General features: G+C 36.6%; 11 protein-coding genes. 9 read left to right on the forward strand and 2 right to left on the reverse strand.

Features of this window, described 5'->3' with window-relative positions; genetic code table 11:
* The first annotated feature begins 172 nt into the window (after window positions 1–172).
* The 4 genes from V6S17_RS04585 to V6S17_RS04600 all read left to right on the forward strand — a co-directional run bounded on the left by V6S17_RS04585 (window position 173) and on the right by V6S17_RS04600 (window position 4,420).
* A complete protein-coding gene (locus tag V6S17_RS04585) occupies window positions 173–1,243 on the forward strand; it encodes a bifunctional 3-deoxy-7-phosphoheptulonate synthase/chorismate mutase (RefSeq protein ID WP_029092648.1) in 1,071 nt (356 codons plus the stop codon).
* 290 nt (window positions 1,244–1,533) lie between these two features.
* On the forward strand, window positions 1,534–2,532 hold the full coding sequence (ccpA, locus tag V6S17_RS04590; RefSeq protein ID WP_029092649.1) for a catabolite control protein A: 999 nt from the start codon (window positions 1,534–1,536) through the stop codon (window positions 2,530–2,532).
* Window positions 2,533–2,614: 82 nt separating this feature from the next.
* Entirely contained in the window at window positions 2,615–3,988 is a 1,374-nt protein-coding gene (gene rlmD / locus V6S17_RS04595; protein ID WP_036027808.1) for a 23S rRNA (uracil(1939)-C(5))-methyltransferase RlmD, read from the forward strand.
* Window positions 3,989–4,039: 51 nt separating this feature from the next.
* Window positions 4,040–4,420 (forward strand): iron chaperone, encoded by a 381-nt coding sequence (locus tag V6S17_RS04600; RefSeq protein ID WP_029092651.1) that lies wholly within the window; start codon window positions 4,040–4,042, stop codon window positions 4,418–4,420.
* 63 nt (window positions 4,421–4,483) lie between these two features.
* On the opposite strand, the gene V6S17_RS04605 is transcribed toward V6S17_RS04600, so the two are convergent.
* Window positions 4,484–4,789, reverse strand: coding sequence for a hypothetical protein (locus V6S17_RS04605; RefSeq protein WP_029092652.1), 306 nt, complete (start codon window positions 4,787–4,789; stop codon window positions 4,484–4,486).
* 303 nt (window positions 4,790–5,092) lie between these two features.
* On the opposite strand from V6S17_RS04605, the gene V6S17_RS04610 reads away from it, so the two are divergent.
* The 4 genes from V6S17_RS04610 (at window position 5,093) to V6S17_RS04625 (ending at window position 11,848) form a co-directional block, all read left to right on the forward strand.
* Window positions 5,093–5,593, forward strand: coding sequence for an RrF2 family transcriptional regulator (locus tag V6S17_RS04610; RefSeq protein WP_029092653.1), 501 nt, complete (start codon window positions 5,093–5,095; stop codon window positions 5,591–5,593).
* 5 nt (window positions 5,594–5,598) lie between these two features.
* Complete coding sequence (locus tag V6S17_RS04615) at window positions 5,599–8,325, forward strand: YhgE/Pip domain-containing protein (protein WP_161633716.1); 2,727 nt, start codon at window positions 5,599–5,601, stop codon at window positions 8,323–8,325.
* A 181-nt stretch (window positions 8,326–8,506) separates the two neighbouring features.
* Window positions 8,507–11,134, forward strand: a complete 2,628-nt coding sequence (gene mprF / locus V6S17_RS04620; RefSeq protein WP_029092655.1) for a bifunctional lysylphosphatidylglycerol flippase/synthetase MprF — start codon at window positions 8,507–8,509, stop codon at window positions 11,132–11,134.
* A 66-nt stretch (window positions 11,135–11,200) separates the two neighbouring features.
* Entirely contained in the window at window positions 11,201–11,848 is a 648-nt protein-coding gene (locus V6S17_RS04625) for a DedA family protein (protein WP_029092656.1), read from the forward strand.
* A 41-nt stretch (window positions 11,849–11,889) separates the two neighbouring features.
* Here the strand turns inward: V6S17_RS04625 and V6S17_RS04630 are convergent, their stop codons facing one another.
* The gene (locus tag V6S17_RS04630) at window positions 11,890–12,810 is read right to left on the reverse strand and encodes a TIGR01777 family oxidoreductase (protein WP_029092657.1); all 921 of its coding nucleotides are present in this window, start codon (window positions 12,808–12,810) and stop codon (window positions 11,890–11,892) included.
* A 70-nt stretch (window positions 12,811–12,880) separates the two neighbouring features.
* On the opposite strand from V6S17_RS04630, the gene recX reads away from it, so the two are divergent.
* Window positions 12,881–13,675, forward strand: a complete 795-nt coding sequence (gene recX / locus V6S17_RS04635) for a recombination regulator RecX (protein ID WP_029092658.1) — start codon at window positions 12,881–12,883, stop codon at window positions 13,673–13,675.
* Window positions 13,676–13,702 lie beyond the last annotated feature (27 nt).

Here is a 13,702-nt window from a genome sequence, read left to right on the forward strand (position 1 = left end):
CAATTGACTTAACTTTTCGAATTGTTAGATAATATCAATCAAAACTGTGTTAAAATTAAAGAAATTTATGTTTCAAAGTTGAAAGAGTTCAAGAGGTATGTTATTATAAAAATACACCTACACTTTAACGCTTGAAAGTGTAAAAACAATTTGAGATGAGAGGGATTTTATAATGAATAATCAACCGTTAGATGAACTAAGAGCTAAAATTGACCTAGTCAATAAAGAAATTCTTGATGCAGTGAACAAACGTCAATCGTATATCGCTGAAATTGGAGATGTTAAAAGCAAACAAGGTGTTCACCGTTACGATCCTGTTCGTGAACGTGACATGTTAAATAAATTGATTGCCGTTAATGAAGGTCCCTTAACAGATCAAGAACTTGAATACACTTTTAAAGAAATTTTTAAAGTTGGACTTGAGAAGCAAGAACAAAGTAAGAAAAAAGAATTATTAGTATCACGTAAACGTCAACCAGAAAATACTGTTGTTACTATAAATGGAGTTGAAGTTGGAAATGGTAAACCGGCTTTTGTCTTTGGACCATGTGCGGTAGAATCATTTGAACAAACTTCTTCAGTTGCTGATAAAATTAAAAGTAAGGGTCTTAACTTGATGCGAGGTGGTGCTTTTAAACCACGTACATCACCATATGACTTCCAAGGATTGGGCGTTGAAGGCTTAGAAATTCTTGATAAAGTACGTAAAGGATCTGGACTTGGTGTTATTAGTGAAATCGTTTCACCACTAGATGTTGAAGTCGCATGCGAGCACATTGATGTTATTCAAATTGGTGCACGTAACATGCAAAACTTTGAGTTGCTAAAAGCGGTAGGTAAAACTAATAAACCAGTTTTATTAAAACGTGGACTTGCAGCAACAATTGATGAGTTTATTCATGCAGCAGAATACATCTTGGCACAAGGTAATCCAAACGTTATTTTATGTGAGCGCGGTATCCGTACTTACGAAAAAGCGACACGTAATACGCTTGATTTATCAGCAGTTCCAATCTTAAAACAAGAAACACACTTACCAGTAATGGTAGATGTGACTCATTCTACAGGTCGTAAAGATATCATGTTACCATGTGCAAAAGCTGCTCTTGCAGTAGGTGCAGATGGCGTAATGGCAGAAGTACATCCTGATCCAGCAGTTGCACTTTCAGATTCAGCACAACAAATGGATTTTGAAGAATTTGACGCTTTCTGGGATGAATTAAAAGCATTCGCAGCTAAGTAATATGTAAAAGGTGAAAACACCTTGTTGTTTCTCTAAGGAATTGGAGGACAATAAAATCAAATATTAAGCGCCAAAGAAATTATAATTATTAAAAACCACGGGATTCCCGTGGTTTTTATTTTTGTTTTTTTCATTCGTTTTCAAAAAAAATAAAAAAATCATGAAAACATTTGCAAAAGACGTCAAACAGGAGTATTATAAATGTATATTGGTTACGTTTACATTTCATACATTAAGTGAATATAAACTATAAAAGCTAAAAAATATAAACATAATAAAGGAGAATTTACATGACAATTACAATTTACGATGTCGCCCGTGAAGCTAATGTATCAATGGCTACGGTCTCACGTGTCGTCAATGGCAATCCAAATGTTAAACCTGTAACAAGAAAAAAAGTTTTAGACGTTATCGAACGCTTAGGTTATCGTCCAAATGCTGTAGCAAGAGGTTTAGCAAGTAAAAAAACAACAACAGTAGGGGTAATTATTCCTGATATTTCAAACGTTTTTTATGCAGAACTTGCGCGAGGTATTGAAGATATTGCAACAATGTATAAATATAACATCATTTTGAGTAATTCTGATAATAATGAAGAGAAAGAATTAGTCGTACTGAACACACTTCTAGGTAAACAAGTAGATGGTATTGTTTATATGGGTAATAAAATTACAGATAAGCTACAAGACGAACTTAAACGAGCGAATACACCTGTTGTACTCGCTGGGGTATTAGACGCAACTGAGAAACTTCCTAACGTTAATATTGATTATAAACAATCAACCTATGCGGTTGTAACGGAACTGATTGGTAAAGGTCATACTAAGATAGCTTTCTTGAGCGATGGTATCGAAAATACAAATACGCGCGCGAAGTATGAAGGTTACTTGATGGCATTATCTGAAGCTAAGATTGAATTAAACTCAGCGTTAATCGTTGAATTAGAAGGTAATAATTACCATCAAGGTACAATTGGCTGGTCACGTTTAACTGAAAATAAAGTTGAGGCAACAGCTATTTTTGCATCGGATGATGAAATTGCGATAGGTGCTTTGAATGCAGCCCAAGACGCTGGCGTTAAAGTACCAGATGAGCTTGAAGTAGTGGCATCAAACAATACTAAAATTACTTTAATGGCACGCCCACAATTGACAACAGTTGTTCAACCGTTGTATGATATCGGTGCTGTAGCAATGCGCTTATTAACTAAATTGCTTAACAAAGAAGAGATTACGTCACCACATGTGACTTTGCCATACAGTATTCAAAAACGAGGCACAACGAAATAAAAGCACACAGGGCGATTGGGTCAACCTTTGACTTAGTGGCCCTTTGTCTTTTAAGGCGCTTGTGATGAAGGAGAGAAATTTTATGTACCAAGCACCACCCGTTAATAAAAATGAAGAAATTGAACTAACCGTAGAAAGCTTATCACACGAAGGTGTAGGCGTATGTAAGGTTAATGGTTATCCTTTATTCGTTAAAAATGCCTTGCCAGGTGAAACCGTCAATGTAAAAGTAACGAAGACATTAAAAAATTATGGTTTTGGTCGTTTACAAAAAATTGTAACGCCAAGTATCGATCGTGTCACACCGCCTTGTGCTGTTTATTCGCAATGTGGTGGTTGTCAGCTGCAACATTTATCTTACCAAGGGCAAAAGAATTTTAAGCAACAACATGTAATAGATGTTTTTCGTCGATTAGGCCATTTTACAGATGCGAATGTCCTTGAAACAAAAGGGATGGATAATCCATGGGCGTATCGAAATAAATCACAGTTACCTTATGGGACTGTTAATGGCATGAATCAACTAGGTTTTTATCGTGAGCGAAGCCATGATTTGATTGCGACAGATACGTGTCTGATACAAAATACGCACAATGACCGAGCGATGCAAGCAATCAATGCGATTTTAGCTAAACATGAGGTCTTTCCTTATAATGAACGAACACACAAAGGCGTATTACGTCATGTAATGCTACGTTATGGTCGTAGTACTAATGAATTGATGGTTGTGTTGATTACTCGTACACCAGATATGCCAAGTCGCCGAGTGATTGTTGAGGAAATCATTGCCGCAGTGCCAGAAATTGTGAGCGTCTATCAGAATGTTAATAATAAAAAGACAAACGTTATTTTTGGAGAGCAAACGATTCATTTGTATGGTCAAGAAACGATTGAAGATACGATTCATGATGTTAAGTTTAAAATTTCACCACGCTCATTTTATCAAATCAATCCAGACCAAACCGAAATTCTTTATGCAGAAGCATTGAAGAGTGCTGCGTTAACTGGAAATGAGAACGTAATTGACGCTTATTGTGGGATTGGCTCTATTTCATTGTGTCTTGCTAAGGATGCCAAACATGTGTATGGCGTTGAAATAGTACCTGAGGCAATTGAAGATGCGAAAGAAAATGCGATTATTAATGGCTTGGAAAATACGACCTTTGAAGCAGGACCAGCTGAAGTTGTTATCCCTAATTGGTATAAACAAGGAATCACAGCAGATGTTATTTGTGTTGATCCACCGCGTAAAGGGTGCGACGAGAAGTTATTAAATACATTATTGAAAATGAAACCACGTCGAATTGTATATGTATCATGTAACCCTGCAACCTTAGCGCGAGATGCTCGCGTGTTAGTAGATGGTGGTTATAAATTAGAAGATGTGCAACCTGTTGACATGTTTCCACAGACAACTCACGTGGAGGTAGTCACGGCTTTTACGTTAGTTGATTAGTAGCAAGACTATTGTTAAGAGTTAAATAAAACGCTGAGGGAGATGCTGATTATGCACACTGAAAAACCTAAAGATGTGGCGGAATACATATCTAATCAAGCAGAAGTTGCTCGCCCACTCTTAGAAGCAATACGAGCGCTTATTAAAGAAGCGGTACCAGAAGCAGAGGAAACAATTAGCTGGAATGCACCGTTTTATAAACATCATGGTATGTTGGCTGGGTTTGCTGCTTATAAACAGCATATTCGTTTTGGAGTAGTAGGGAGTGAGATTGATAGTGTTATTAGGGAGAAACTCACAGAGCGCGGATATAATGTGCTTGAGCGAGGTCTTCAAATTAAATTTGATCAAGAAATACCAATGGTTGAATTAACACAAATTTTACAAACAAAAGCGCAGGACAACGAGAAAAAACAAAAAAACAAAAAATAAAAATACCCGTTAGTCTCAATTAGAAAATGAGTCTAGCGGGTGTTTTTATGTGATAGTAGTTAGCTATACGAATTCAATTTCTACAATGGCATCATTGAGTGAATCTAACATTTCGTTTTTATCAATAAACTCAGACCATTCTGATACAGAAGGGTCTTTCTTGATTTCAACTTTAATTTTTTCATGAACGTTGCCAGAAAAGTCTAACCACATTTTATAGGCAGCACGTTCCATTTTTTCTTCAGTCCAACGTTTTTTATTCGGACGACGTTTATTTTTTTCTTGCTGATAATCCAGTGCATTAGATAGAAAGACAGTGTGATTCGAGAGGTTCTTCTCTAAGTAATCTGTTAACTCTTGTTTTGTCATGGTTAAGCTCCTTTTTAGTTGTGGTGCATGTGTAAAATACGACACAATATTTTTCTTGTTCTTTAATTATAGCACTCGTAGGAGTTGGAAGACACACTATATTACTTCTTTGTTTAATTTCATAAATTGACGGGAATTATCAGACAAAAAGCCTTAATAAATAAAAAAAGGTTATTTTGAAAAAAAAATAAAAAAATTGAGCATTTTATGTTGCTTTTTTAAGAAAATGGTATTATATTGTATTAGGGACATCAAAAGACCCTAAAGGACAATCAATATCTCTATCGGAAAGGAAGTAGGCCAATGAAATTTTCCAAAAGTATGAAGCAGGCAATATGCATCATGGTTTTGTTAGCGACGCAGATACCAGAGAAATCGCTTAAATCACAAGATATTAGTGAACGATTACAGATGTCACAAGCGTATTTGAAAAAGATTATGCGTAAATTGGTTGTTGCAGGACTGATAAAATCAGTTTCAGGTAACAACGGAGGTTATATGATTGTGAAATCAATTAATGAAATGACACTGTATGATATTTACCATGCTGTTTGTGGGCCAGTTCAAACATTCAGTGATGAAGATAATATGTTGTTAGATGCATTTAATGGTGCGATGCAGGCTAAAAATGGTTTGCAAGAACTTGAAGAAGTTTTTTCTTTAATGGATAGAGGCATTGAAAAGTTTTTAAAGGGTATCATAGCAGGTCCGTTTTTAAAGAATATTCTTGGCGTCTCTGAAGTGCCAGTTGTTGACTGGACAGACGTTGAAAAGAGTATCAAAGATAATTTAAGGGAGGTATGAGTTATATGTGGAAAAAACAATGGAAAGAACTTTTAGGTAACCGTGTGTTACTCATTTCTGTTATCGTCTTACTATTCATACCGATTATGTATGCAGGGACGTTCTTAGGATCAATTTGGGATCCATATGGTAAAACAGAGAATTTAAAAATTGCAGTCATCAATGAAGATAAGCCTGTCGAAATGGAAGGCAAAAAATTGGATGTCGGGGATCAATTAGTTAGTAACTTGAAAAAGAACGATTCTTTTGACTGGCAGTTTGTGTCCAACAAAGAAGAGGCAAATAAAGAGTTACGAACTGGTGATTATTACATGATTATCACCATTCCAAAAGATTTCTCGAAAAACGCTTCAACAGTGTTAGATAAAAAGCCCAAAGAGATGCAATTAAACTACACAACAAACCCGGGTAAAATTATGACAGGTGATTTGCTGGGTACTCAAGGTGCTACAGCAGTTAACCAAACAATTTCAGAATCAGTAACAGAACAATATAGTAAAACTATTTTTACTGTTATCGAAAAAATGGGCGATGGATTCGGAGAAGCATCAAAGGCTTCTGATAAATTAGCCAAAGGAACAAACACAGTAAAAGACGGTAATAAAAAAATTGCAACAAACCTTGAAAAAATGGCAGACAGCACACTTACTTTCCAATCAGGAAGTAAAAAATTAGTAGTGGGTGTGGATGCCTTACAATCAGGTGTTTCGCAATTAAATACCGGTGCAACAAAATTAAATACAGGTATTGGTACATATACAAACGGTGTGGATCAACTAGCTAGCGGTTCTAATAAATTGGTAGCAGGTGCTGATCAATTAACTGCAAACTCAGGCGCATTGAACAATGGTGCGAGCAGTTTAGCAAATGGTTTATCACAATTACAAACAGGTAGTTCAGCATTGCAAAATGGTGTAGGTGCTGTAGCTGATGGTAATAAACAATTAAGTGATGGCTTAGGACAGCTTGCTGGTAAAACACCAGAACTTGTAGATGGTATTAACCAGTTAGCTGAAGGACAAAAAAGTTTAACAGCTGGTTTAGATAAAATGAATAAAAATACTGAGCCGTTAACTAATGGTTTAGCAAGTATGAAAGATGGTATCGATCAATTGAGTGCTGGCTTAAATGGCACTGAAATGCCCAATATTGATGCAGCTAAATTGAAGGCTCAATTAACGGCGGTAGGTACAAGTTTAGAAAACATTGCTGCCACTGTGCAAGCGCCGGATCAATCGGATGAAGTTAAAGCCGTGGCTAATACAGCAGCATTCAAAGCGATGACGCCAGAACAACAAAAAGAACTTATGACAGCTCTACAAACTGCAGTTGGTGGCAAAGCGCAAAAACAAGCTGCTAGTCTTGCAAGTGCTAAAGAAAATCTTCAAAGCGTCGGAGGCACATTAAACGCTCTTGATACTGAAGCCTTAACACAACAAATCACAAAATTAAAAGCTGGCGTTGCAGAGTTACAAGCAGGTGTAAATAAATTAGCACCAGGTTCAGTTACTCTTGCTAACGGTATTGCAGATGCCCATGCTGGAAGTGAAAAACTTCAAGCGGGTGCAGAACAATTACAAGCGAGTGCACCAACTTTAACAGGAGCAATCAATAGTGCGTCTGCTGCCAGTCAAAAACTAGCAGATGGTGCATCTAAAGCAAATGCGGGTGTCGGTCAATTAGCGACTGGTATTAACAGTGCTGCTGACGGTTCTCAAACATTAAACAATGGTTTATCTACTTACACAGCAGGAGTTGGTACTTTAGGTAACGGAGTGTCTACTTTAAATGGTGGGGCTTCAAAACTTGCTGCAAACTCAGGTCAATTACAATCAGGTGCTTCACAATTAGCAACTGGTACAAATCAATTAGCAGAGAAAACACCAGAACTTGCTTCAGGTGTGGGTCAATTAAATGACGGTGCTGGTAAATTACACGACGGTGCCACACAATTAGCAGAGGGTTCAAATAAATTAACTGATGGTTTAACAAAAGTATCGGATGGAACAATCAAATTAGGTGACACATTAGGTGATGCTTCAACAAAAGTTTCCGATACAAATCTTAACCCAGCAAACGCAAAAATGATTTCAAAACCAACAGATTTAAATCACACAGAAATTAGTAAAGTACCAAATTACGGTCACGGTTTAGCACCATATGTAATCGCATTAGCACTTTTTGTTGGGGCGTTGACATTCAACGTTATCTTCCCAATCGAAGTACCTGTTGCGTATCCAAAAACAGCCGTATCATGGTGGTTCAGTAAATTTAGTGTATTAGTCGTACATGCAGTAGCTCAAGCATTATTGCTAGATGTTATCATGTTGCTATTCTTAGGATTGGAAGTCGATCATGTCGGGCAGTTCGTTATGATTACAGTGTTTACATCATTAGCTTACATGTCGATTGTAGCATTCCTAGCAATTACATTAGGTAACCCAGGTCGCTTTATTGCGATGGTCTTACTTGTTATTCAATTAGGTGCAAGTGCCGGAACGTTCCCATTACCATTAACAAATGGCTTCTTCCAAGCAATGCACCCATTCATGCCAATGACATATGCCGTTAACGGTTACCGTCAGGCGATGACGAGTGGTTTATCAAATGGTGTTTTCTGGCAAACAATGGGCGTTATGGTCGGTATAGTGATCGTATTCAACGCATTGTTAATTGCTGTGCTTCACTTACAACGTAAAAAGAACTATCGTTTAGACCCTAACGAAAATTAAAAAACAATGAATAAGAAAAGTATCGAGTTGAGAATGGAAACGTTTCTCAATTTGATGCTTTTTTTTGATGTTCGGGTATTGTAACGATATGACAAAAATGTAAGTTGAGATGCAGTGGTAATTTATCACTAAAACAGATAGAATAAACTATATACGCAAAAAAAGTTGGGAGTCTGAATATATGAAGCAACGCTTATCGCAAATTATTACTTATTTACAAAAAAATAGTGGCATTGTTCGTCTAGTTTTTATTGGCCTAATTGTGGCTATCCTTTCTTTTGTTCTGATATCTGAAGGGCGAAATATTAATTTTCCATTACTTAAATCTTATATGGTTGCACAATCTCCAAGTACAATATTATTAATTTTATTGATAGGATCAGTCGCTTTAATACCGATGATTCTCTATGATTTTGTATTAGTGGCGTTATTGCCTCATAAATTTTCTAAGTGGCGAATTATTCAAGCTGGTTGGATTGCAAATACGTTTGCAAATATTGGAGGCATGGGAGGCGTCGTTGGGGCATCAATTCGTTTGATGTTTTATGGCGATGAACAAGTGAAGAAAAAAGATTTATTGTTTGCATTATCAAAGATAGGAATGTTTTTACTATCTGGGTTATCAGTTTTGTCTATCGCTATTTTAGGAGCATTCTTAATCCCAGGGTATGCAAATCATTTTATCCATTATTGGCCATGGCTCTTAGGGGCAGGTTTGTATTTTCCGATTTTATGGATTATCACAAGTACCAAAAAATATGGATTTTTCAGTGACTTAACGACCAATAAAAAAGTAGTGCTAATTTTAGCATCTACGATGGAGTGGTTTGCAGCAGCAGGAGCGTTTGTTGCAATTGGTTGGTTATTGAATGAACCGGTTGATGTCATTAAATTATTCCCTGTATTTGTAATAGCTTCAATTATTGGGATGGCCTCATTGATTCCGGGAGCGTTGGGTTCCTTTGACCTTGTGATGATTTTAGGGATGAGTGCATTAGGAATCAACAGTGAGATGGCAGTAGCTTGGGTATTATTTTACCGAATCGCTTATTACTTTGTACCATTCTTCATTTCATTGATAATGCTACTTGTTCGTGGGCTCAGAAAATTAAATGCCTTTTTTGAAGGTATTCCTGCTGCAGGGCTTCGCAAAACAGCCCATATGGGACTGGTTGTTTTTGTCTACTTAGCAGGTCTGATCCTGATTGTAACATCTACGTTACCATATGCCGGCGATCATTTTAAGATTGTCTCTGACTTTAGGTCTTACGGTTTTGTCTTTTTATCCCAACTAACTTCGGTTACCTACGGCTTTATATTAATTGGTTTAGGTCGTGGGATTGAACGGAAAACGAAAAAAATGTATTTAGTTACGTTAATCGTGTTAGTTGCAGCGATAACTAATACACTCGTAAGGGGTGTTTCAGTTAAACAAACGGTTATTCTTTCGATTGTGCTGATTTGTTTGATATTGGCGCGTAAAGAATTTTACCGTGTGAAGTTTGTCTATACGTGGAGTCGTGCGATTATTGATACTGTTATCTTTGTGAGTGCGATTATATTATATATTTGGATTGGTATCTATAATCGTCCATCAATTAAAAATCCGCATTTTGTACCCGATTGGTTAGTGATAAAATCTCAGCAAATTTGGTTTTTAGGAATTGTAGGAATCCTGCTCGGTATCCTTGTGTTAGCATTATTGTATGTATACACCAGCTATACGACAGATAGTCTAGGGTCGCCTTATAATCGTCAAAAAGTTGAGCGTCATTTGAAGAAGTATGGCGGAAATGATATTTCTCATTTGGTTCATTTACGCGATAAAAATATTTTTTGGTCAAAAGACGACAAGCTGATGTTCCTCTATCGAACATATGCTGATAAAATGGTGATTATGGGAAATCCAATCGGAGATCTTTCCTATACACAATCAGCAGTTGAAGAATTGATGGAACGAGCAGATTTGTTCGGTTTCCGACCTGTTTTTTATGAAATTGATGAATCGATGATTACCATGTTACATGAACACGGGTTTGATTTCATGAAAATTGGTGAACAAGGTTATGTTGATGTTCAAGAATTTACACTTTCAGGTAAAAAGAAAAAAGGGTTACGTGCGGCTATTAATAAATTAGAGCGTGAAGAATTTGTTTTTGAAGTCGTCCAACCACCATTTACTCTTGAAATGATGCAGCAACTCAAAGCTGTTTCTGATGATTGGTTGGGATCTCGTTTAGAAAAAGGGTTCTCATTAGGTTTCTTTGATGAAAGTTATATACGCGAAGCGGGAGTTGCTGTTGTAAAAAACAAAGAGAGCGAAATAATCGCCTTTGCAACAATAATGCCGTCTAATACAGATGAGTTAATTTCGATTGATTTAATGCGTCAGTCTCATAAAGCACCTTCTGGTATTATGGATTTCTTGTTTGTTAATTTATATATTTGGTCGAAAGAAAATGGGTATCAAGAATTTAATTTAGGAATGTCACCGTTGTCCAATGTAGGTGAAAGTCGTTATGCGTTTGCTAGTGAGCGAATTGCTGGTTTAATTTACCGTTTCAGTCAAGATTTTTATGGTTTTCAAGGATTGCGTAACTATAAAAATAAATATGTGAAGGAATGGCGTCCGCGCTATATCGCTTTCCGTAAGAGTAGTTCGGTTGCCTTCACGATGATTCAATTAATGTTATTGATCAGTAAACGTCGTTTGTTACCAGCGAATGAAATTGAATATCACGATCATGTGAACGAAAATAGCGAAAAGATAGAAGAAAAGCCAAGTGATGATGCTCAGAAACAGTTATAACTTTATTTATAAGGTTAAAATGTGCTATGATTTAGCAGTAATTAAATCATGAAAGTGAGCGATTAAATGACTATCATACAGAATATTATTAGCTTTATTATACACATCGATAAGCATCTTGTTGAAATCATTAATATGTTTGGCGTTTGGTCTTATGTAATTCTATTCGCCATTGTTTTTGTTGAAACAGGATTGGTTATTTTTCCTTTCTTACCAGGTGATTCGTTATTATTTGCGGGTGGTGCACTTGCAGCATTGGGATCGTTTAATTTAACGACGCTTGCTATTACATTCTTTGTAGCAGCAGTCATCGGTGATACAGTAAATTATCATATCGGTAAGTGGTTAGGTACTTCAATACCTAAAGGAAGTTGGCTCAGCAAAGTTATTAGTGAAGAACGAATTGCAATTGCAAATGGCTTTTTTGAGAAACATGGAGGTAAGACGATTATAATTGCACGTTTTATGCCGTTTATTAGAACATTTGCACCGTTTGTTGCAGGGGCTTCGCACATGTCTTACCGCAAATTCTTTATGTACAATGTAATTGGCGCATTCATTTGGGTTGGATTGTTTACATATGCAGGTTATTTCTTTGGAAACATTCCATTTGTTCGTGATAATTTTTCAACTGTAATTTTAGCGATTATATTTGTGTCAATATTACCAGCGGTCATTGGATGGATACGTTCGCGTATCACTAAAAATAAATAAATGAAAAACAACCACTTTTGTGGTTGTTTTTTTGAACTCTTTTATTTGTTAGTCAAATCTATCAGTGCTTGACGTAACGTAGGGTATTTAAATATAAACCCATTTTGTGTTAATTTTGTTGGCACCGCATGCTGCCCTTTTGTAACAAGCATCGCCGATTCACCAAAAACAGTGTTAATTGCAAAGCGTGGTACAGGTATAAAAGTCGGACGATGTAAAATATCACCTAGCTCTTTGGCGAATTCATGTTGACGAACCGCATCTATTGACGTGAAATTCACTACGCCAGCAAAAGCTTCTACTGTAACAACGAACGCTAATGCCTTGATACAGTCATCAATATGTATCCAAGAATACCATTGATTACCATCTGCTATTTTGCCGCCAGCACCAAGCTTTGAACTCTTGAGCAAAGGTGGAAAAGCTCCTTTATCGGAGTCAAGGATAAGGCCGAATCGGCTATAAATGACACGAATATCATATTGAGAAAGAGGGGCTGTTGCTTGCTCCCAATCTTTTACAACGGAACCGAGAAAATCTTTAGCATACGGGTAATCTTTTGTATCATCATAAACGGTTGAAGAAGGCTCGTAACCGCCGATAGCACTTGCGTTAACCCAAACAGAAGGTTTGTGTTCTAAATGATGGACAAGTTCAACTAAAGCCTTTGTACTGTCAATACGACTGTTGCGTATTTCTTTTTTGACGGCGCTGGTCCAACGTCGAGGCCCAATAGGTGCACCGCTTAAATTATAGATAACATCAATTACGATGTTATTTTCTTGAAGCTGTTGTAAAACCTTTTGATAAGATGGTGGCTGCCATGTGATAAAATGAATGTATGTAGACTCTGTTTGTTGAGGGTGTCGTGTGAGAATATACACCTGATGTTTTTGTTCGGTTAATAATCGTGTTAGTTTTTCACCGATCATTCCGGTACCACCGCTGATTAAAATATTCATTAATTTACACCTCCAAAGTTTCTATAGGTTAATTGTAACGCAAAATATGTTAGATGGAAGGAAGAATGACTTGAAAAAAATTACAAAAATAGAAGTTCAAAAAAAGAACGAGCAACGTTTTAATATATATATAGATGAAGCATTTGCCTGTGGGGTTGATATTGCTGTCTTAACAGAGTTTGGTTTAGCAAAAGGGATGGAAGTGACCGATGAATTATTAGAGCAGCTGACGGATCATGAAACCCATCGAAAAGCAATTAACCGCGCGTTGGTTTATTTAGGGGCACGTGTACGATCAGAAAAAGAAGTTATTGAAGATTTGCAAAAAAAGGAATATGAAGAAGATGCCATTGATGCAGCAATGTTGTATCTAAGAGAGAATAAATTTGTTGATGATAATGCCTTTGCAAAAATGTTTTGTCGTACGATGGTTAATACAACCCTCAAGGGACCACAAACAATTAAACGTGAGTTACGTCAAAAAGGTATTGGGGAGAACGATACAGAAGAAGCATTGGAGTACTTTACGGATGAATTACAGGATGAACATCTATACAAGGTGTTAACTAAAGCCGCACGAACGCAGCATAATGTCTCTCAGGTTAAGTTGAAACAAAAATTACAAACAGCTGTTATGACAAAAGGTTACTTTAATAACAAAGATATTATGGACGCTGTGTTGCAAGAGTTTGTATCTGACGAAGAAGAAGAAGATGCGCTTAAATTACAGTATGAAAAGTTCGAAAGAAAGTTCAGTAAGTACAAAGGTTATGAACGAAAGAGTAAAATTGTTAAAGGTTTGATGCAAAAAGGTTTCCGTTATGAGGATATCCAAAACTTTTTAGCAGCGCAAGAAGAATATTGAATGCAAAAGGACTGTCGCTTATTAAAA

It is taken from the genome of Brochothrix thermosphacta DSM 20171 = FSL F6-1036 (assembly GCF_036884295.1).
GTDB lineage: Bacteria > Bacillota > Bacilli > Lactobacillales > Listeriaceae > Brochothrix > Brochothrix thermosphacta.